This is a genomic window from Metabacillus sp. 22489 (genome assembly GCF_052044855.1).
GTDB lineage: Bacteria > Bacillota > Bacilli > Bacillales > Bacillaceae > Metabacillus > Metabacillus niabensis.
This window is the reverse complement of record NZ_JBQENT010000012.1, coordinates 99870-120874: the sequence shown is the minus strand read 5'-3', so window position 1 is coordinate 120874 and position 21005 is coordinate 99870. Positions and strand designations below refer to the sequence as shown.

At 35.7% G+C, this 21005-nt stretch carries 19 protein-coding genes; 4 read left to right on the top strand and 15 right to left on the bottom strand.

Annotation, left to right across the window (positions count from 1 at the left end):
- Positions 1-139 (top strand): transposase (locus ACTJJ9_RS09860; RefSeq protein WP_440768646.1); only part of this gene is annotated, 139 nt, incomplete at its 5' end.
- Between the two features lie 151 nt (positions 140-290).
- On the opposite strand, the gene arfA is transcribed toward ACTJJ9_RS09860, so the two are convergent.
- The 9 genes from arfA to ACTJJ9_RS09815 form a co-directional block, all read right to left on the bottom strand.
- Positions 291-1793, bottom strand: a complete 1503-nt coding sequence (gene arfA, locus ACTJJ9_RS09855) for an arabinosylfuranosidase ArfA (protein WP_145580809.1) — start codon at positions 1791-1793, stop codon at positions 291-293.
- Between the two features lie 34 nt (positions 1794-1827).
- Complete coding sequence (locus ACTJJ9_RS09850) at positions 1828-2469, bottom strand: DUF624 domain-containing protein (RefSeq protein WP_145580808.1); 642 nt, start codon at positions 2467-2469, stop codon at positions 1828-1830.
- A 47-nt stretch (positions 2470-2516) separates the two neighbouring features.
- Positions 2517-3353: a carbohydrate ABC transporter permease gene (locus ACTJJ9_RS09845; protein ID WP_145580807.1), complete on the bottom strand. Its 837-nt coding sequence runs from the start codon at positions 3351-3353 to the stop codon at positions 2517-2519.
- A gap of 4 nt (positions 3354-3357) precedes the next feature.
- Positions 3358-4287: a carbohydrate ABC transporter permease gene (locus ACTJJ9_RS09840; protein ID WP_095300053.1), complete on the bottom strand. Its 930-nt coding sequence runs from the start codon at positions 4285-4287 to the stop codon at positions 3358-3360.
- Between the two features lie 132 nt (positions 4288-4419).
- Positions 4420-5745, bottom strand: coding sequence for an ABC transporter substrate-binding protein (locus ACTJJ9_RS09835; protein ID WP_145580806.1), 1326 nt, complete (start codon positions 5743-5745; stop codon positions 4420-4422).
- Between the two features lie 310 nt (positions 5746-6055).
- Complete coding sequence (locus ACTJJ9_RS09830; RefSeq protein WP_170944328.1) at positions 6056-7045, bottom strand: LacI family DNA-binding transcriptional regulator; 990 nt, start codon at positions 7043-7045, stop codon at positions 6056-6058.
- Between the two features lie 524 nt (positions 7046-7569).
- Positions 7570-8460 (bottom strand): carbohydrate ABC transporter permease, encoded by an 891-nt coding sequence (locus ACTJJ9_RS09825; protein WP_145580804.1) that lies wholly within the window; start codon positions 8458-8460, stop codon positions 7570-7572.
- A gap of 16 nt (positions 8461-8476) precedes the next feature.
- Positions 8477-9355, bottom strand: a complete 879-nt coding sequence (locus ACTJJ9_RS09820) for a carbohydrate ABC transporter permease (RefSeq protein ID WP_174880338.1) — start codon at positions 9353-9355, stop codon at positions 8477-8479.
- A gap of 168 nt (positions 9356-9523) precedes the next feature.
- Positions 9524-10831: an extracellular solute-binding protein gene (locus tag ACTJJ9_RS09815; RefSeq protein ID WP_145580802.1), complete on the bottom strand. Its 1308-nt coding sequence runs from the start codon at positions 10829-10831 to the stop codon at positions 9524-9526.
- Between the two features lie 263 nt (positions 10832-11094).
- Between ACTJJ9_RS09815 and ACTJJ9_RS09810 the strand changes: the two genes are divergently transcribed.
- The gene (locus ACTJJ9_RS09810) at positions 11095-11472 is read left to right on the top strand and encodes a hypothetical protein (protein WP_145580801.1); all 378 of its coding nucleotides are present in this window, start codon (positions 11095-11097) and stop codon (positions 11470-11472) included.
- A gap of 137 nt (positions 11473-11609) precedes the next feature.
- Here the strand turns inward: ACTJJ9_RS09810 and ACTJJ9_RS09805 are convergent, their stop codons facing one another.
- The 3 genes from ACTJJ9_RS09805 to rocF form a co-directional block, all read right to left on the bottom strand.
- Positions 11610-13400, bottom strand: coding sequence for an ABC transporter ATP-binding protein (locus ACTJJ9_RS09805; RefSeq protein ID WP_145580800.1), 1791 nt, complete (start codon positions 13398-13400; stop codon positions 11610-11612).
- Between the two features lie 553 nt (positions 13401-13953).
- Positions 13954-15147, bottom strand: coding sequence for an ornithine--oxo-acid transaminase (locus ACTJJ9_RS09800; protein WP_440768642.1), 1194 nt, complete (start codon positions 15145-15147; stop codon positions 13954-13956).
- Positions 15148-15226: 79 nt separating this feature from the next.
- Entirely contained in the window at positions 15227-16129 is a 903-nt protein-coding gene (rocF, locus tag ACTJJ9_RS09795) for an arginase (RefSeq protein ID WP_145580798.1), read from the bottom strand.
- A 283-nt stretch (positions 16130-16412) separates the two neighbouring features.
- Here rocF and ACTJJ9_RS09790 point away from each other — a divergent pair, with 283 nt between their 5' ends.
- Entirely contained in the window at positions 16413-17195 is a 783-nt protein-coding gene (locus ACTJJ9_RS09790; RefSeq protein WP_145580797.1) for a formate/nitrite transporter family protein, read from the top strand.
- A 79-nt stretch (positions 17196-17274) separates the two neighbouring features.
- Here ACTJJ9_RS09790 and ACTJJ9_RS09785 read toward each other — a convergent pair whose 3' ends face one another.
- From ACTJJ9_RS09785 to ACTJJ9_RS09775, 3 genes are all read right to left on the bottom strand, one after another.
- A complete protein-coding gene (locus ACTJJ9_RS09785; RefSeq protein WP_095300044.1) occupies positions 17275-17739 on the bottom strand; it encodes an NUDIX domain-containing protein in 465 nt (154 codons plus the stop codon).
- Positions 17740-18204: 465 nt separating this feature from the next.
- Positions 18205-18561 (bottom strand): GIY-YIG nuclease family protein, encoded by a 357-nt coding sequence (locus ACTJJ9_RS09780; RefSeq protein ID WP_095300042.1) that lies wholly within the window; start codon positions 18559-18561, stop codon positions 18205-18207.
- A 21-nt stretch (positions 18562-18582) separates the two neighbouring features.
- Complete coding sequence (locus ACTJJ9_RS09775; protein ID WP_145580796.1) at positions 18583-19335, bottom strand: DUF2087 domain-containing protein; 753 nt, start codon at positions 19333-19335, stop codon at positions 18583-18585.
- A gap of 389 nt (positions 19336-19724) precedes the next feature.
- Here ACTJJ9_RS09775 and ACTJJ9_RS09770 point away from each other — a divergent pair, with 389 nt between their 5' ends.
- The gene (locus tag ACTJJ9_RS09770) at positions 19725-20738 is read left to right on the top strand and encodes a DUF3231 family protein (protein ID WP_145580795.1); all 1014 of its coding nucleotides are present in this window, start codon (positions 19725-19727) and stop codon (positions 20736-20738) included.
- Positions 20739-21005: the final 267 nt, after the last annotated feature.

Sequence of the window (21005 nt, the reverse complement as noted above, 5' to 3'; positions counted from 1 at the left end):
TGCAAAAGAAAAGCATGGTATGCGATGGACAACCCTACGGGGACTTAAAAAATTGTCCATGCAGGCGATGCTAACTTTTGCTGCAATAAATCTTAAGAAATTAGCCAATTGGACTTGGGGAAGTCCAAAAATGGCATAAAAAATATGAATAATAGGCAATTTACACTTATTTTTAAGATAGATTCTAAGAAGAAAATCAAAAATTAAAAAGGCATTTGGGAAAGAAAGCTTTCCCAAATGCCTTTTGTCTTCAATCTGACCCTTTCCTATTAAGGAAAGGGTTATTTAAGTTATTTTCCTAAACGAATTACATTCCATGATAATGCTGATAAACTCGCTTCAAGTTGACCATTGTCTACTTTAGATTTGCCATTGCTATGTGGAACAACGTTGGAACGATTCTGCTTGTTTGTCGCTTTAACGTCATCATGCTCAAGAACGATATGCTCGAGAATTTTATAGCCTTCAAAACTTCGAATATCACAGTCAAGCAATAAGTTCTCTGTTTGATGACGATTGACAGCAAATATCGTTAATACCTCATTATCTTCATCATGAACAGATACCGCATCTAAATAAGGAATATCTGTAAAATCCTTACTATCGTATTTTGGTGCCGAAATAATTGAATGCAACGCTGTTCCTCTGCCAAAAACGGATGCATGCATGTATGGATAGAAAATCGGCTGCTTCCATGCCTCTCCACCCTTTTCCGTCATAATCGGTGCAATAACATTGACTAGCTGTGCAAGACAGGCAATTTTGACACGATCTGCACGCTTCAGCATCGAAATCAACATACTTCCGACTAAGAGAGCATCCTCAAATGTATAGATATCCTCTAGCTGAGGAGGAGCAATCGACCATGGTTCTATTTTTTTATCCGCTTCATTTGAATGGTACCAAACATTCCACTCATCAAATGAAAGATTAATGGTTTTTTTACTACCTTTTTTAGCCTTGATATAATCAGCCGTACAAATGACCGAATAAATAAATTGGTCCATATCTAATGATTGTGCCAAGTAATTTCCTAAATCATTATCCCGATTTCCATAGTATGTATGCAAGGAAATATAATCAACATGATCATACGTATGCTCTAACACTGTTGCTTCCCATTCTGCAAACGTCGGCATTTTACGATTTGAGCTTCCACAGGCGACAAGCTCGATTGATGGATCAACCCATTTCATAGCCTTTGCTGTCTCTGCTGCGATTCTTCCATATTCATTTGCTGTTTTATGACCAATTTGCCACGGACCATCCATTTCATTGCCTAAGCACCATGTTTTTATTTTATGTGGTTCCTTATAGCCGTGAGAAATTCGTAAATCACTCCAATAGGAGCCAGAAGGATGGTTGCAATACTCAACGAAGTTACGAGCTTCATCAATACCCCTTGTTCCTAAATTAACCGCCATATTTACTTCTGCGTTTACCTTTTTCGCCCAATCAATGAATTCATTTGTTCCAATTTGATTCGTTTCCGTTGTACGCCACGCTAAATCTAAGCGTCGAGGTCGTTCAGATACAGGACCTACACCATCCTCCCAATTGTAACCGGATACAAAATTTCCTCCAGGATATCTTACTAATGGAACTCTAAGCTGCTTTACTAGCTCAATCACATCGGTACGGAAGCCTTGCTCATCTGCTGACGGGTGATCTGGCTCATAAATTCCCTCATAGACAGCTCTTCCTAAATGCTCAATAAATGAACCGTAAATTCTTTCATCTATTTGTCCAATTTTATATTCCTTATCGACCGTCATTTTTGCTTTAACTGTCATGATTCATCTTCCTTTCACTATTTTTATTTGATTTTTAAGATTTCGCTATGATCACCTTATTTACCTTCTTTTCAATCTTTAAAAATGATCGATCTGTTAACCAGATTTGAATCATAGATAGGATGCTGCCAAGGAAAAATAAGGCGGTACTTGGATAAGAAAACATTAAATAAAAAAATGCTGATTGACTAATAATGATCGCAATTGAAAAGTGAATATTTAATAAGCCCGTTATGAAGGCGTTTTTAATACAAGTGAGAACAGAACCTTGATAACGTATAAACAAAGGAAAAGCATGTGATGCTGTTACGAGATAAAAAAACAGAAACAGATAAAATGCTGAAATAGAGACAATCGAGAACTTCCCAATATTTGCTGCTAATATAAGATAATCAACATATAAAATTGCACCAACACTCACTAGAATCCAGCCGATCAGGTTAGAATGTAGAAGGACTGTTTTATATGTGACATGGAATGTTTTGAAAATAGAAAAATCCTCTTCTCCATTTAACCACTTCCTACAAACAGTCATCATCGCAACAGTTGCTGGAAAAAAACCAATAATGACTATTCCAAGTAAACTAAACAACAGCCATAACCCATTTAAATATGCTAATCTAGTAATCCATATTAGCAATGTATTCATTCTACTCATCAATGTATCTCCTTCCATATGGCAAACCTCCTTGCGATTGAATTATTGTTGTAGGAAGTGTAAACTTAGCCTTTTACACCACCAACTGCTAAACCAGAAATAAAATAGCGTTGGAAAAATAAAAACAGAATAATAACAGGTAATACAGTCATAACAGAACCGGCGATTAATACATCATAGTTGTTTCCATATGGTGTTAATAATGTTGATAATCCGATCGGTAATGTAAACATCGTATTAGAGCGTAGAACAACTAACGGCCATAAGAAATTATTCCAACTCCCCAAGCCTTGTAAAATTGCCATTGCAGCGAATGATGGTAACATTAATGGTGCCATTACTCTTAAGTAAATCCCGTATTCCGAGCAACCATCAATTCTTGCCGATTCCATTAATTCTTTAGGTAAACCGATAGCATATTGTCTAAAAAAGAAAATGGCAACGGGTGCAACAATCATTGGTAAAATAACAGCCAAATAATTATCGATCATACCTAAAGTCGTCATTAACTGATAAAGTGGCAGCATTAAAATTTCAAACGGGACCATTAAGATTAATAGCACTAGGATAAAAATCAATTGTTGACCTTTAAATTTGTAAACAGCAAGAGCGTACCCAACCATTGAAGAAAAAAATAGAGATAGGACAATCGTTAAACCCGATATAAGCAAACTATTAAAATACCAGGTCCAATAATTACCACCATTTTGAAACATATTCACATAATTTTTCATGCTTAGCTCATTCCAAGGTATTGATAAGGTAATCCCATTTCGAATTAACTCCGCTGATGGCCTCAATGAAGAGATAAATAAGCTAACAAGTGGGGAGATAGCAAGTAATGCGATTACACCAATAAAGATTACTAGAATCCAAGAAATGATTTTTTCCTTTTTTGTCATATACTTATCCCTCCTTTTTCAATGCGCCAAAAAATTTCAGCTGAAGAACGCTAATTACAAAAATAATGACCATTAAAACTACGCCAATTGCTGAGCCGAACCCCATATTATTCATTTGAAAGCCTTGCTGATAAATATAGCCAACAACTGTCAGACCAATGTTTCCTGGTGAGCCATTTTCCCAAAAAACAAAGCTTTCTTCATACATTCTGAACCCACCAATGACCGTTATCGTTGCAACATAAAGTGTGACAGGTTTTAATAATGGCAATGTAATATGGTAAAACTTTTGTAATACGCCTGCCCCATCGATTTCTGCCGCCTCATACAATTCTTTCGGAATATTCGTCAATCCTGCCATAAAGTAGATGATATTTACACCTACCCAGCGCCAGGATGCCAATAGCACCATTAAAAACATTCCAGTACCAGCATGATATTTCCATTCAACAGGTCCAACCCCAAAAAATCCAAGGATTGAGTTCGCTAATCCTTCTTCAGACTCACCAAACATGAGTCGAAAAATAACACCAGCAACGATAACGGATGTTAACGATGGTATAAAAAGCGAGGCTCGAAAAACACTTGCAAACTTCATCAACTTCGAGTTTAAAATTGTTGCCAAAATCATCGGAACCGCAACTAAAATAACCGTTGTCAAAATGACATAAATGGTTGTATTGTATAACGCTTGATAAAACGTAGAATTTAAAATCTTTGAATAGTTAGCTAAACCGATAAATGCCACCTGTCCAGGTAGTATACTTTGAAAACTCATTAAGATCCCTTTTACTAAAGGATAGAAAAAAAGCCCTAAAAATGAGATGACGAATGGTGCAACAAACACATAAGGTGCCATTTTTTGAGAAAATAGAAAATTTGTTTTCCGAACAGGCTTTACCATCTTATTTTCGGTAGAAGAAATTGGTTCCATGGGTTCAACCCCTTTTATTTCATATCAATTTTTTCGGCAAAAGGATCCCAAGTGATATAACATTCCCGAGATCCCTCACAAACAATACGCAAAGAGTTTTCTTTTAGTCTTTCAAAAGGATTATAAATAACTTTAATTATTCCTTATCTCATCTGCAGCTTGTTTCAGTGCCTCTTCCGGTGTTTGTGACTTTTGCCTGATGACATTTGTAAATACGTTTGTACTTAGTTGTTGCTGAACGAGCGGTGTTTTCTCAGTAATATTCACAGCATTAATTTCATCCTTAATATCAAGTAACACATCAAAAATATTTGTCCCAAAGTATTGATAAAATTTATTATCTTCTTTCATTTCTTCACTTTCCCAAACATCCCAACGAGGTGGATCAAATCCAAGCACCTTCCAAAGGGCGATATTTCCTTCCTCAGATAGCTTTGTATACGCTAAAAACTCTTTTGCTAATTCAGCGTGCTCTGATTGATTGGTGACAACAGTACCAGTACCACCCATTCCTGCAGAGCGATTTCCTCCCTCTTCCCAGGCTGGTAGTGGGCGAATCGCAATTTTCCCTTTTAAATCCTGCATATAATCTGTAAAACGCCCCATATACCACATCGGCATCGCAACGGAAGCTGCTCCACCTTCATTCATATATTTGTAATATTCCTCCATATGGTTTTCACCACCAGGAGTCATCTCAGCAATCTTATGAGTATGAACCATATCGTATAGGAATTGAACAGTTTTAATATTTGTTTCATTATCAAGAATGACTTCCCCGTTTTCATCAAAGAAATCTGACCCTTGTTGAGAAACCATTGACCAAAATGACATAAACCCTCCTGTTTCAACGGTTGTCATCATAGCATCAGTATTTTCTACGACCTTTTTCCCTGCTTCAACATAATCATCCCATGTTTTAATCGAATCAATGTCTACACCAGCTGCCTCCATAATTTCGGTGTTATAATACATAACTGTTGCTCCAACATGTGTTGGAATACCATAATATTTTCCATCCTTCGCATAAATATCAAATCGCGATTCAACAAATTTATCCTTAACTGGCTCCACATATTCATTCATCGGCTCCAATTGTGGTTCACCTTGTAAATAGTTTGGAAAGCGGGAAATTTCTATATCAGCAATATCAGGTGCACCTTTACCAGACTGTAAAGCGAGTAATAAATTATTATGCATATTATCGTAAGGATACGTTTCAGCTACCAGCTTAATCTTCCTATCTGGGAATTCCTTATTCCAGCGTTCGACTGAATCTTTAAAGAGATCAGTGTGTAGCTCAACAAATGTCCAAAACTTTAATTCTGTTGCATCCTTATCATCACCTATAACTTCCGTTGATGTTGCCTCCTCTCCAGTTGTCTCCCCTTTGTTACATGCAATTAATAAGATAGCCATGAATCCTAAAAGAATAAAAAACAGACTTTTTTTCCTCATCCTAGCTCCCCCTTAATCTCGTTATTAAGCGCTTACAAATAATGTTCGTTTGATATGTGTCAAGTGCTTATCACCTCCTTCAAGGTCAAAGGAAAACTCGCCAAATGAAGTCTACGTGTACGTACACGAAAACATACATAAAATTATCGATAACCAACTGTCAAATTAAAAATATGTACTAATAGAACTGGAGTTTATTGTATGTGTAGAAGAAGTTTAGTAGGCAAGATATGAATATTTGTACTATTTCGTGTACGTACACGTTTTTAAATAAGAAAAGGGAAATAATCAAATCTTTAGGAATCAATAGTTAAATAGATTCACCTTTAATAATCTCATAATCAAGTAATGGTGTTGGTAAAAAGTCTCCACTGTCTATCTTGTTAATCAGGCTCTCTACCGCTTTGCAGCCGATTTCAACGATTGGATATTTGACCGTTGTAAGCCTTGGTGTAACATATTTCAGCATATCAATATCATCAAAGCCCATTACACCAACATCTCGCGGGATCTCATACCCTTTTTCCTTTAAAAAATTCATCACTTCAAGAGCATACAAATCACATGAGCATACAATCGCTGTTTTTCTATCCTCATTAAAAGAATATGTATGTAATACATCAATATACTCACTTTCTTTAATAATAATTGGAGGATGACTTACATGGGCTTCATTTAATCCCTCTAGAAATCCCGCTAATCGTTCCTCCTGTGTATAGATATTTGACCGTCCTGAATATGCTAAAGGCGGGCAAAGATAAATAAACCGTTGATAGTTCTTGCTTATTATGTATTTTGTCGCATCCTTCATTGCTTGCCGCTCCTGAATCCCAACATACTCCCACTCATCAGATATATAATTAAAAATAGTTAAGATTGGAACATGAAATTTTTTCAAATACGCATCAAACGATTTTCGTTTATTGACCGAAAATAGAATGATACCGTCTACTTTTCGATTAACTAGATATTCAATGCATTGCCTCTCATTTTCAGGATTTTTATCTGTTAACGTAATATAAACAAAATAACCTAATTCTCTCGCTTTTAGCTCGATTGCATTTAACAATTGGGCAAACGAGCGATTATATAAGTCAAATAAGACAACTCCTATCGTTAACGTCTTTCCTATGACAAGACTTCTTGCTGTATAATCTGGTCTGTAATTCATTTCCTTTGCAACTTGAAGAACCTTTTTACGTGTTTTTTCGCTTATCCCCTTTCGATTATTCAAAGCTCTGTCCACTGTACCTAAGGAAACACCACATATTTGCGCAATATCTTTTATGGTTACTTTCATTCTCACACCTGCTTTCGTGACGAATATTCTAAATTGAAATTTTCGTATCATTACTAAAACTAACTAACAATTTATTTTATTCCAATAAGGCATGATTATCTTTTAGCTACCCCTACTGTTAAATAATCATGTACAAGACTTTAATCAATATCAATCATCTAAATCACTTACCTTCTACTACTATTTTGAAATGAAAAGACTTATTACAAGTAAACGAGAAAAAACTATGACAGTAATGAATATTTGTTCATACTGACATAGTTTATTTTCTTTCAATGAATAACGAAAAAAGCTTTATTTCTACTCGTTTTATTTGAAATGGTGGTAAATTTAGGGGCTTCAACTATAATTCATATTTAATTATATTGTTATTAAAGAGGAGAGATTTTGAAGAAGAAATAACCTGTTATATTTGTTGATAATTGGGGCTACAAATTTATTAAATTGATAAAAAACAAATAAGACAGATAGGAATATCTCTTCAAAAAGTGAAAACGTTTCTATCTGTCTTTTTATTTTCATCATTACCCCTTTACAGAACCTGCTGCCATCCCTTCAACAATCTTATCACTTAAGAAGATGAAGATAATTAAAATTGGGACAATACTAATAACGAGAGTTGCACCAATTGCACCCCAGTCTGTTAAATATTGACCAACGAAGTTATTAATCCCTACCGTTAATGTTTTCCATTTGTCAGAGCTAATAAATGTATTAACAAAAACGAATTCATTCCAGTTGTAAATCATGTTAATGATCGCTGTTGTTGAGATTACTGGGACTGTCATTGGTAGCGTAATTTGGAAGAAAATTCGGTGAACCGAGCAACCGTCCATAACCGCTGCTTCCTCAATTTCACGTGGAAACGTTTTGTAAAAGCCTAGTAAAATCATAATCGTTAACGGCAAGTTAAATGCCGTATAGGACAATACAATTGAGATAGGGTTATCAATTAAATTTGCATTGTTATACATTTTGAACAAAGGAATTAATGTTGAATGCAGTGGAATCATATAAGCAACTAAAAATAATCCGAGAACAGGACCACTTAGTTTCCAATGCATTCTTGTAACAGCAAATGTAACAAAACTAGCAAGAATAATTGTAAGAACAACAGATATGACCGTAATCCAAACACTATTAAAAAAGTAAACTCCAATATTTCCTGAAGTCCAAGCCTTCGTATAGTTTTCCCATTGTGGATTTTGTGGCAAAGCAAAAGGTGACATACCAAATACTTCTTGATTCGTTTTTAAAGAAAAGAATACTAGCCAAATTAATGGGTAGATTTGAATAATAGCAAATACCCCTAATATGAGATAAAGAAATCCAAATCCGATTCTGTTCAAGTAAGATTTCTTCGTATTATTGGGTACGGAAAGCTCAGTTATCTTTTGTGTCATCACCTTACTCATCTTGTTTCACTCCCCCTTAATATTGAACATCTTCATTAGATTTCGTAAATTTTGAAGTTAACCAAGTCATTAGAAGACAAATCACTAATAGCCCAAAGCCAATTGCACTACCATAGCCAAAGTTATTCAGTTTAAACGCTTCCTTGTACATATATGAAGCGATTACTTCACTTGCACCGTTTGGTCCGCCACCAGTCATGACATAAATTAAATCAAAATACTTCAATGAACCAACAACCGCAAGCATAATCGTTACTTTAAATACACCAGAAATGAGTGGTAATTTAATTTGAAACGCAATTTGCAATGGGTTTGCACCATCAATTTTAGCTGCTTCAATTACCTCATTAGGTACATTTTTTAATGCAGCATAGTAAATCAAAATATAAAACCCTGCATATTGCCAAATAATTGGGATGAAAATTGCATAGAGGGCAACCTTCGGATCAGCTAACCAAACTGGTAAATTTTCTACTCCAAAGAATTCAAGGAGCTTATTGGCCATCCCGTTTGTAGGGTCAAATATTTTCATCCACAGCTGGGCAATGGCAACAGATGATAAAAGCATCGGTATTAAATAAATTTTCCGTAATAAATCAGAGCCTTTAATATTGCTAACTAATACGAGGGAAACCGCTAAGTATAGCAACAAGCTAATCGTTGAGAAAATGGCTAATAGAAAAGAATGCCATGTACTTGTCCAGAAGGTTGAATCCTTAATTAAATTGACATAATTCTCAAACCCTATAAATTTCATTTCACCAATTCCATCCCAATCCATAAAACCATAATAACCTGATAATACAATCGGAATATAGATAAGGACTAGAATGAGAAGTAAAGCAGGAAGTGTATAAAGGGCGATAACTAACTTATTCGACATTACATTTTTCATGGTTGTTTAGTCCCCTTCCTTTCTATACGAAAGAGGGTGACTCAAAAGGGTCTGACCCTCCCAACAAACACCAGTATATAGTAAACTAACCTTCATTAGTCTATATATTTTGTGTTTGAGGGGTCTGAACCTTTGGTTTTGAGCCACCCTCCTTCCTAAGCATTGTGATTATTCCTCTTCAGCAAGAGCCTCTTCTTGAGTTTTTGCAAAATCTTTAGGAGTTGTCTGTCCACCAAATAATGATTGAATTTGATTTAAGTGAACATCTGCAACACCTGCTGACATTTGAACATCGGCATAAAGTGTAAGATTTGTAGCTTTACCTAAATCATTCAAAATATCAATATACATTTGGTCAAGGTCACCGTTAGATGTATCAACGACTGTTGCAGGAATTACACCAGCATCAACAACAGAACGCTTACCCCATTCTTCAACTAAGTAAGAAACAAATGCCTTCGCTTCTTCTTTTACTTTTGAATTTTCAGATACGAATAATCCAACACCAGGACCACCTACGTAGCTGTCAATGTTTCCTTTTCCACCTTCATAAGTAGGGAACTTGAAGTAACCAACTTTATCTTTAAATTCCTGAGCAACATCAGGACTTGTCGTATAGTTTGGTAATTCCCAAGTCGCCATTAAGTACATAGCTGCTTGTTCATTCATAAAGTATCCTTTTGCTTCATCGTTTGATAAGCCATTAAATCCTTTAACAAAAGCACCCATATCAACAAGCTTTTTGATTTCCTCTGCAGCTTGAACTAAAGCAGGGTCTTCAAAGCTTCCAGTACGATTAATCGCATTATTTAATGCTTCAGGTCCACCAATACGATCTGCTAGATACATATACCACATAGAACCTGTCCAACGGTCTTTGTTTCCTAAAGTAATTGGAGTTACACCATTGTCTACAAGTGTTTCAACTACTTTTAAAAATTCATCATATGTTTTTGGAACTTCTAAGTTGTGCTTTTCAAAGATTTCTTTATTGTAATACACTGGAGTGATATTTAATTCAAGAGGTAATGCATATGTCTTATCCTCAACTGAAAATGCATCAAGAGTACCAGCAACGAATTGATCCTCTTTAATGATATCGTCTAAAGGTGTAAACATATTTCCTTCAACGAAAGGCTTCATATAACCAGCAGCCCAAGTGATTCCGACATCTGGAAGTTCGTTTGAAGCAGACAATACTTTAATTTTTTCTTTGTATTGTTCGTTACCAAGGATTTCTGTTTGAATATCGATATCAGGATTTTCCTTTTCATATGCAGTGATTATGTCTTCAACAATTGTAAATTGAGCATTTGAGCTCCCTTCAGGCCATAAATGCATCATGTTAATTACTGTTTTGTCCCCACTTGCTTCACCTGATGCTTTTGAATCATCAGAACCTGACGAACACCCGCCTAAGATTAACCCACCAACTAATGCCAATGACATCATAGCGGAAAACGTTTTCTTTTTCATTAACCATGCCCCCCTAATATTTGTTTTTGTCTTGCCTTGCAGAATAAAGTATAGCACTGGAAGCGTATCCAAAAAAGGGAGCTATGATTGGGAAAAATACCACTATTTTTAGAAAGCCCTTTCATATTTCATTTTGATACGTAATTTGTTTGAAGCTCTAGGATTAATTTTGCATGAATCGCGTGAACCTTACCTTACTAACCTTTTCACTATTGCTGATACTTGCTTATAATTACTTTAGCAGAATGAAAAGGGGCGATACGATGAATCAAACTAGGGATAAACATATTTGGATTGAAGCCGAAGAGTGGGCAGACGGCGAATGGGATATCGAGGATACCAATCTTGATGTAATCGTAACATTTTCCGACCGTTCTAAATATATTGCTAGTTTTTTTACTTATAAAAATATCGAAAGCCTTCGGGAGAAAAACGAGCAAACAGGCGAATGGATGAGTGGAACTTATTTTTGGGCAAGCGATATGGTACTTATAGAAACTGCAAGTCGGGAACGCATTTATGAATTGATTGAATACCTTATTGAACATAATGAATTTGCATCTGTTTTTACACAATCATCTGATGTTGATTCCGAAGATGACCATCTTTATCCAAAAGGGTTTTTTAAGGATTGCCGCTAGATTTATTCTCTTTAAGTCTCAATGATTGAGTGAAAAGCCAAGAAATAAGCGTATGTCCATTCACACGCTTATTTCTCAATCATTCTATTCATTTTCTAACAGAAAGATTAGATAGAATAACAATTCCCTTTCTCAAATTATGCCTGTAATTGCTTCAATTTATAAAATTCACCTTTTAGGCTAATAAGTTCTTCAAAGCTTCCTTCTTCAACACATGTTCCATTTTTCATGACGATAATTCGGTCAGCATCACGAATTGTTGAAAGACGATGGGCAACAATGAAGGTTGTCCTTCCCTTTATCAGCTTTTGAATCGCTTGTTGAACACGATATTCAGATACGTTATCAAGTGCAGATGTTGCTTCATCTAAAAGAATAATTTGTGGATCACGAATAATGGCTCTTGCAATGGCGATCCGTTGTCTTTGTCCACCTGATAGCTTTCCACCATGCTCACCAATCATCGTATCTAGTCCATTCGGCATTTCTGCTATTACATCCTGAAGATTTGCCATCTCAATGACTTCCTGTATTCGTTCCTCCGATACATTTGGCATCCCATATGTAATATTATCGCGAATCGAACCAGAGAATAAAATCGTATTTTGCGGAACAACTGCGAGCCTGCGACGATATGTTTGCATATGAACATCATCAAATGGTACATCATCAATTAATAGTTGACCTTCATTTGGGCGGTAGAATCCTAACACCATACTTAAAACGGTCGATTTTCCAGCACCAGAGGCGCCAACTAATGCGACACATTCTCCTGCCTTTACTTCAAGATTTAATTGATTTAACACGTGTTTATTCGAGTCCGCATAATGAAAGTTCACATTTTCAAAGGTAATTTTCCCTTTAATGTTCGCTAATTTCTTTTTCCCTTGGTATTCAACAGTTTGCGTTGAAAATAACACTTCTGATACAGAGATGATTGACTCATATCCTTTAGCAAGCTGTGGGTAAATATTAATAATTTGATTGATTGACATTAAGATTGTTGTGAAAAAGCCTTGGTACATCACAACATCACCAACTGTTATTTGCCCATTATAAGCAAGGATAGCTGTAAACACTAAACAGAACATTTGAAACAGCTGGAAGACTACCCATCCTGTAGCTCCGAAATAAGCCTCAGATATGTCTAGCTTATACCCTTTTCCCTTTAGGTTAGAAAGAGTTGAATCCGTCTTTTTAATTTCAAGATCCTCTAAGCCATGCGCACGTGTTACAGGAATCATTGTCAACGTTTCAGCTACCTGTCCTGACATTGATTCAATTTGCTTGCGGAACTCGTTATTCTTTTTCTGTAAATTTCGTTTAAATAAGTAGACTAATAATAGCGCAATCGGGATCATTAACACGAAAAATAACGCAACTAATAAGTTTTTGCTCGCAGTAACACCAATTGCGACAACAACGCTAGTTAACGCCGCTGAAAAGGAATACATAATTTGCTTTGATAAAAACTCAATGCTTTCAACATCTCTTAATACCTTTGATTGAAGCTTCCCTGAACGGAGCTCACTATGATAGGATATCGATAAATGTTGAAGCTTCCTTACCAATGTGCTTCTTAATCCTGCCTCTACATGACGTGAAGCTTTGCTTAGAAAGCTAATATGTAGCAGCTGTGAAGGAATATTTTGAATAATAACAAATGCGACAACTGCTAAATTAATCCATAGCTCCTGTAGTGAATGCCTTTCAGGATTGCTAGCAATATCAATCATATTAGCTGTTATAATCGGAATAATCCATACTGGTGAATGCTTGATCAAAAAGAAGAAAAATGATAAAGCAATGTTATGGAATTGCCCTTTATACAGGATATATAATGTTTTAAATGCCCCCTCTACCTTTCCCGGACCATTTTTAAATCGTTGTTCAAAATCGAACGATTCCTGGATGTGTTTCTTCGCCATCTTGTTGCCCTCCCCCTTAAACATTGACCTTCGCAATTGCAATAGACTTGTTTCGAAAACTTTGTTGCCTTTTATTAATGATGCTTACCTCATACAGCGTCCGGCGAGTGGGTGGTGAGCATCCTAACTATGCACCATCCAACACATACATCCCGCAGTACGCTCCACTTACCCTTTACAATGTTTATGAAAACAACAATATTTCGTTAAAGTGCCTATCCAATAAAATCCTATGCTTACTTAAAGTCAATGCTATAATTTTATCAAATCGCAACTAACAATTAAGTTATCGATTAGTTTATCTCCTATTCTATTATGCTATCGCTTTCAAGTCAATTAGGAAATATAAAATCAAAACTCCAATTTGTTTAAAATGGCTGTACTAATATTCCTTAACATCTTCTAGATTTTCACTAAATTAATACGATTCGGTTTCTTATTAATGTCGTGAAATTAGTTTAAATTCGTATTTTTACAAAAAACGCTCTTGTTTCAACATAATAAAAAGCTCTCTAAGTCTAGCTTAAAGAGCCAAAAAGCAATAATACATTTATTAAAATACTTGATTAATTTTCTCTATCGCGATATCAATTTCTGCTTTTGTGATGATTAATGGAGGAGCAAAGCGAATAACCGTTTCATGTGTTTCCTTACATAAAATTCCTAAATCCTTTAATTTTTCACAGTAAGGTCTAGCTGCTTCCGTTAATTCTACTCCGATAAACAAGCCTTTGCCCCGGACTTCCTTTATACAAGGGTGGGTCATTTCTTTTAAACGGTTTAAAAAATATTCCCCGAGCTCTAATGATTTATCGACAAGCCCCTCTTCTATCATAACATCAATTGCCGCAATCGAAACCGCACATGCAAGAGGGTTACCTCCAAATGTTGAGCCGTGTGATCCCGGATTAAATACTTGTAAAATATCGCGGTTGGCCACAACACATGAAATAGGCATAACACCTCCACCTAATGCTTTACCGAGAATATACATATCTGGGACGACCTGCTCCCAATCACAAGCAAATAATTTTCCTGTTCGTCCAAGCCCTGTTTGGATTTCATCAGCTACAAATAAAACCCTTTGCGACTTACAAATGGAGTACGCTTCTTTTAAATAGCCGTCTGGTGGAATAATGATCCCTGCTTCACCTTGGATTGGTTCAAGGATAAATCCTGCTGTGTTTGGTGTAATCGCTGCTTTTAAAGCATCACAATCACCATAAGGAATTCGTTTTATTCCTGGTAGCATTGGTCCGAAGCCTTTTCGATACTCCTCCTCAGATGAAAGCGAAATTGCCGCTAATGTCCGTCCATGAAAATTCCCAGCACATACAATGATTTCAGCTTGATTTTCTGCAATTCCTTTCACCCGATAACCCCAGCGTCTTATCGCTTTAATCGCCGTTTCAACTGCTTCTGCTCCAGTATTCATAGGTAAAACCATTTCTTTATTCGTCAGCTGACTAACCCGTTCATACCAAGCTCCTAATTGATCATGATGAAATGCCCTTGACGAGAGTGTCACTAAATCCGCTTGCCTTTTAAGCGCTTCGATAATTTTTGGGTGGCGATGACCTTGATTTACGGCAGAATACGCACTTAGCATATCAATATATTTGTTCCCCTCAGGATCTTTCACCCAAATTCCTTCTGCCTCGGAAATGACGATCGGTAAGGGCTGATAATTATTGGCTCCATACCGCTCAGTTTTTTTAATTATTTTTGCTGACTCAAGATTGTTCATTGAAACCTCCTTATGTTCATCATTCCTACTAATCTGTTATTCTTCGATAATCAATAGGAGTAATCAAATCATGGACATTTTATAGTAATCTTTCACCAAACAAAGATCCCATTAGCTCTACTGCTACTGTTGCCGTTTTATTTCGTTCATCTATGATCGGATTTACTTCGACAAATTCGGCTGATGTGATCATTTTTGCTTCTGCTAAAATTTCCATTGCTAAATGACTTTCACGGTAACTTATCCCACCAAGGACAGGTGTTCCTACACCAGGGGCATCGCTTGGATCAAGTCCATCTAAATCAAGTGATAGGTGGACACCGTCTGTTTTATCTTTTAAATAGGATACCGTTTCCTCCATAACCTTTGCCATCCCCATTCGGTCGATTTCATGCATTGTAAAAACTTTAATTCCTTTTTCACGTATTAAAATTTTTTCTCCATCATCTAATGAACGTGCCCCGATAATCACGATGTTTTCTGGTTTGATTTTTGGTGAGTATCCACCAATATGTTTTAAATCGGCATGGCCAATCCCAATGCTCACTGCTAGAGGCATTCCGTGAATATTGCCTGATGGAGATGTTTCACTCGTATTTAAATCACCATGTGCATCATACCAAATGACCCCAAGGCTTTGATAATGCTTTGATACCCCTGCAAGCGTTCCAATGGCAATGCTATGATCACCACCTAATATGAGCGGAAAATCACCTGCTGAAACAACTTGATCGACAGCCTCTGCAAGCTTTGTATTAGCTTTTACAACTGCCTTTAAATATTTTAAATTATCATCTGAAGCTTCCTCATCTTTTCCAGGTCTACCAATTTCAATATCACCTTTATCATGGATTTGATAGCTTAGCTTTTCTAACCGTTCAACAACACCTGCATATCTAATTGCACTTGGCCCCATGTCAACCCCACGACGAGATTGTCCTAAATCCATGGGAACTCCAATAATTGAGATTTTTTTCTTCATTTTCTACACCTCATTTAATTAGAATGTTTTAAAAATAGGTTATTTTGAACGAAATATTATTATGTATTACTTCTTTTAGGAAAGTCCATTCTCCTTTATTTTGCATTAGGTAGACTCATTTTTTCTTCATAGAAACAGAAGGATCGAGCTGTTTAATAAAGGCTGCTAGACAATCTTAGAGGTTAAAGCTAGTTAAGGGTAAAAAGCAGTGATATTTCTCACGGGTAGCTACAAGCTTATTTTGTAAACTATCGATATAGAAACATCAATCGGAGTGAGGATTATGGAAAAGGATGCACTAATTTTAGTTGAGCAACTTGCGTTTAAAAAACAAAAAAGCTATATGCAAAGCCCTTTCCGTTATTTTTTACGAGCTATGCTTGCAAGTATGTTTATCGGTTTTGGTGTTATTGTTGCATTTAAAACAGGAAACTTTTTCTTCATGGAGCATTCCCCACTCGCTTACCCTATTGGGGCTTTAACCTTTGGTGCAGCAATTATTTTAATTGTTTATGGTGGCGGGGACTTATTTACCGGGAATACATTTTATTTTTCCTTTACCGCATTTAGAAAAAAACTCGGCTGGCTAGAGGTGCTAAAGCTATGGTTGTTAAGCTATGCTGGAAATATCATTGGCGCCTGCTTTTTCGCGTTTTTTATTTTCCAGACGGGTCTTTTTTCAGATCCGTCAACAAATAGCTTTCTTTTAACGGTTGCAAACAATAAAGTTCATTTATCAACATCAGAGTTATTTTTTAGAGGTATCTTATGTAATTGGCTAGTTTGCTTAGCATTTTTCATCCCAATGAGACTTGAAGGTGATGGTGCAAAATTATTTACGATGATGCTTTTTGTGTTTTGCTTCTTCATTTCAGGGTATGAGCATAGCATTGCGAATATGTGTACATTCGCGATTGCCTTTGTCTCAAATCCACCAGATAGCTTTACTCTAGCAGGTGTGATTCATAACCTTATACCGGTGACATTAGGAAATGTAATTGGCGGTGGTGTATTGATGGGCTGGATGTATTATTATGTAAACAAGCCGAATTTTGAGGAAAAATGAAGGAGGCAAACTTTTAACATATATGTAGGAACAAAGAACGTTCAACTACACGTTCTTTGTTTTCGTTTTATAGAAATCATTAATTTATATCTCCTAAATATACAGGAGACTTCACATGCTGCAAATAGTGAAGGAGATGCTTTGTTATGCCTTTAGGATATACCCTATATTGAGAGAGAGAATGAATTGGGATCCATTCAATTCCTACTTGATGACTATCAGGATTAATCGCATGTTTATAACTAGTTAAATCATTGTTTAGATGACAAACAAAATAAAATTCAACTTGATGAAAATCAAAATCAAATGAAGCATGCTCATGATTTTTTCCAATATACTCACGAATATGTAGGAGCTCGCCAACCTCTACTCTCTGGCCCACTTCCTCCATGCACTCTCTTATTAACGCCTGATGAATCGTCTCACCATGCTCCTGACCACCGCCAGGAAAAAGGAAAAAGAATCCATCCTCGTCTTGATTTTTTGTTAATAATACCTTTTCCTCATGAATAATAATTGCTTTTGCAGAATTTCGAATATGCATAGTACACCCCCAAATTCCCTATTATACTATTTTTTTCATTGTCACATTTCCCTTAATTCATTTCCTACAAAAAAGAGGTTGGGACAAAAGACTTTCAACATAAGAAAAATCCGAACTATAATTCGGAATTCTGCATTAAACTTCGTGTCTTTTTTTAAGTGGCAATACTTGTATACATTGTTGCTTTTTACTTGTAGTCGTTCTGGTTGATTTCCACTGCAGTACTCGCTTTCCGCAGGGTGGGTGGTGAGCCTCCTCGGTGTAAATCTGCTTAGGTCTCACCTCTCCTACGCATCCCGCAGGAGTCTCGCAATCAGCTCCAATCAACCTTAATAAAGTTTGCACCAAAAACCGACCTCTTCGTAAAGAGGCTTTTCTTTTATAGTTTTTTGCAATAAGCAACGTTCGGTTTTCATTAGAAATATTTTCGTTATGTCCCAGCCACTTTCGTGTAGGTGAAATAATCTATTTTACTTTTCTCGTATTATATCCTTGTTCACCATAAGGCTGATAATGCTCTAACCATTTCTCCTCAAGCTTTTCTAATTCCCTTTTTTCATCAAAATAGCCTTCCTTTTTCTTTTTAAGCTGTTCAAGTGTCGTAATCTCGAAGGCATCTGCACCGTATTTATTCCAATCCTCTTGTAGCTCCCTTACAACATACACGCCATTTTCGAGCGAAAATTTTAGGCCATTTAATGTTTTCATATTTCTCGTACTTGCAATAAATCTTTTTCCATTTCTTTTATTTAAAATTTGAAATACCCCTGCAATAACCGGAGTTTCCTTATATAATCGCTTTAGTTCTTTTCTTTGGTCCATTCTGTTTCCCTTCCTTATAGGCTATTTTTTCAACCAATAACTGCTGCCATCCTGTTTGCGATCTAAAAATCCATATTCAATTAAATATCTTCTTATTAGTACATAATCATCAAAATATCGTTTTAATCGAATATTTAATTCCTTTTCCGTATATGTTTGATCATGCTCTAAGCTGCTAGCAATTTCCCTGAGCACAACAATTTTTTGTTTTTCCTTTGCCGGAAACTTCGTTAACTGCTCTTTATTTTCTGTAAAGTATTTTTGAATAATTGACTCCTTTTCATCTGTCGTAATATTGTACCTATCATCGACCATTGTTGCCGTTTTATGAGGTGGAACGAATGCAGGTGCATGCTTATCTTTTTCCTTTAATAGCTCCATCATCGCTAAAAACATCTTCGCCTGTCGCTCCTTTTCCTTTAAAGCAAAGCGATGATGTCTAATCGTTGCTGCACTACCTATCCCCATCTCCTTTTGTACTTCCTTATCACTTTTCCCTTGATAAAATAAGCGAAGTAATTTATTTTGATGCTCTGTTAACCCCGTTACCTTTTTATCAAGCGTAAGAAAATAATCAAATACGGAGTGGTGAGCTGTTTCAATATGAACCTTCATAAACCTTTCCGCTTCATACAATCTCCCCTCATATGGATAAATCATTCCTTTATCAATTTTTTCTCCACATAGTAAACACGTATATGAATCTGGGGCTTCTTTAAAACCTTGTTTAAGCTCGTCAATTGAAGCTTCCCAAAACTCCTCATTATGCTCCATCATTAAACACTTCCGTCCATTTTTCATTTCAAACAAACAAATAATCAATTCGTTTGTTATTTTATAAACATATTAATTTAATGTTTGTTATTTGTCAAATCCATCTTATTATTAGGTTATGATTGTTCATATTACTGGAATAAGGTGCTAGGAGAATTTATTTAAAGTATAAGTGGATTATATGGATAAGAAATTATAAGTTGGTAGGTAAGATAATTTGATGTGATTTACTCTTGTTATTTTGAAGTGATATTTATGACGAAGAGGGATCGCAGTTGCTATTCTAAAAGGCAGGGAAATTATTCCATTTGAAACAAATAGACAAAATTATTAAAATTAATAAATTTTCTAAAGAGAGATAACCTAAGTAATAAAGGAGGGAAATTGTAATGGAAACAGAACATAATATTCGTTTAACTTCTGCAGAACTTTCAAGCTTATGGTCAAATTACTTAATGGATAGTATGTCTATTTGTGTATTTACATATTTTCTGGAAAAGGTAAATGATTCGGAAATAAAGCCGATAATTAAACAAGCATTGAAAATGTCATCAGAGCATATCGAAATCATTAAAAAGATTTTTAGCGCTGAAGGAATTCCCCTTCCTAAAGGGTTCACAGATGAGGAGGTAAACCCACATGCTCCTAAATTATTTCAAGATACATTTTTATTAAATTATGTGAAGCACATGACTAAAGGTGGCCTTTCTTTATATGGTGCAATACTACCAAATATCGTAAGGAAAGACATAAGAGAATATTATTCAAGTTGTCTTGCTTCAACTACTGAATTATATAATGAGACAACATCTATTTTATCCTCTAAAGGAATTGAAATTAGACCACCGTTTATTCCATATCCAAAAGATGTAGAGTTCGTTGAAAAACAAAGCTTTTTAGCAGGCTGGTTTGGAGAGCAAAGATCATTGACTGGTCAAGAAATTATGAATCTCTTTACTAATATTCAAACAAATAAACTTGGAGAAGCATTAGTAATCGGTTTTGGCCAAGTAGCAGGTTCTGTAAAGATTCGTGATTATATGCTACGTGGTAAAGAAATTTCTAAAAAACATATTGCCATTTTCTCAAAATATTTAAATGCAGATGACCTACCATCCCCCATGACTTGGGATCATGAAGTTGAAGCTTCTACAGAAGCACCATTTTCCGATAAGCTAATGATGTACCATGTCGGTGTAATGAATGCTTCAAGTGTTGGAAATTATGGGGTAGCAATATCAATGAGTCAACGAAGAGATATTGCATCTGTTTATGTAAGGCTTTCTGCTGAAATTGGGAAATATGCGGAAGATGGAATAAATATTATGATTGATAACGCCTGGTTAGAAAGACCACCACAAAACATTGACAGGGATGCTTTGATAAAACGCAAAGAAAACTAAATATTTACACCGAAAAGGCTACATTTTAACCTGTTCTTCATTTCAATTTGTCAAGCGTAATAGCTGTTAAATATAGGGGATAAATTAATCTCTTTATCCTCTTACTTGTTTCCTTATGTTACATAACTTGTACTAATGAGAAAAGTTTGCCAAATCAATCTTATTTTTATAAACAAAAACAGAGATAATGCAGAATCCTTCCATATTTTTAGCTTCTTGGTTAGTATATCTCACCGAAAATTTCTTGAAGGCTGTTTTTGCAATTGG

Coding starts and splice junctions, on each gene's coding strand:
- arfA (WP_145580809.1), bottom strand. CDS start 1,793: ATGACAGTTAAAGCAAAAATGACGGTCGATAAGGAATATAAAATTGGA.
- ACTJJ9_RS09850 (WP_145580808.1), bottom strand. CDS start 2,469: ATGGAAGGAGATACATTGATGAGTAGAATGAATACATTGCTAATATGG.
- ACTJJ9_RS09845 (WP_145580807.1), bottom strand. CDS start 3,353: ATGACAAAAAAGGAAAAAATCATTTCTTGGATTCTAGTAATCTTTATT.
- ACTJJ9_RS09840 (WP_095300053.1), bottom strand. CDS start 4,287: ATGGAACCAATTTCTTCTACCGAAAATAAGATGGTAAAGCCTGTTCGG.
- ACTJJ9_RS09835 (WP_145580806.1), bottom strand. CDS start 5,745: ATGAGGAAAAAAAGTCTGTTTTTTATTCTTTTAGGATTCATGGCTATC.
- ACTJJ9_RS09830 (WP_170944328.1), bottom strand. CDS start 7,045: ATGAAAGTAACCATAAAAGATATTGCGCAAATATGTGGTGTTTCCTTA.
- ACTJJ9_RS09825 (WP_145580804.1), bottom strand. CDS start 8,460: ATGAGTAAGGTGATGACACAAAAGATAACTGAGCTTTCCGTACCCAAT.
- ACTJJ9_RS09820 (WP_174880338.1), bottom strand. CDS start 9,355: ATGAAAAATGTAATGTCGAATAAGTTAGTTATCGCCCTTTATACACTT.
- ACTJJ9_RS09815 (WP_145580802.1), bottom strand. CDS start 10,831: ATGAAAAAGAAAACGTTTTCCGCTATGATGTCATTGGCATTAGTTGGT.
- ACTJJ9_RS09810 (WP_145580801.1), top strand. CDS start 11,095: ATGAATCAAACTAGGGATAAACATATTTGGATTGAAGCCGAAGAGTGG.
- ACTJJ9_RS09805 (WP_145580800.1), bottom strand. CDS start 13,400: ATGGCGAAGAAACACATCCAGGAATCGTTCGATTTTGAACAACGATTT.
- ACTJJ9_RS09800 (WP_440768642.1), bottom strand. CDS start 15,147: ATGAACAATCTTGAGTCAGCAAAAATAATTAAAAAAACTGAGCGGTAT.
- rocF (WP_145580798.1), bottom strand. CDS start 16,129: ATGAAGAAAAAAATCTCAATTATTGGAGTTCCCATGGATTTAGGACAA.
- ACTJJ9_RS09790 (WP_145580797.1), top strand. CDS start 16,413: ATGGAAAAGGATGCACTAATTTTAGTTGAGCAACTTGCGTTTAAAAAA.
- ACTJJ9_RS09785 (WP_095300044.1), bottom strand. CDS start 17,739: ATGCATATTCGAAATTCTGCAAAAGCAATTATTATTCATGAGGAAAAG.
- ACTJJ9_RS09780 (WP_095300042.1), bottom strand. CDS start 18,561: ATGGACCAAAGAAAAGAACTAAAGCGATTATATAAGGAAACTCCGGTT.
- ACTJJ9_RS09775 (WP_145580796.1), bottom strand. CDS start 19,335: ATGGAGCATAATGAGGAGTTTTGGGAAGCTTCAATTGACGAGCTTAAA.
- ACTJJ9_RS09770 (WP_145580795.1), top strand. CDS start 19,725: ATGGAAACAGAACATAATATTCGTTTAACTTCTGCAGAACTTTCAAGC.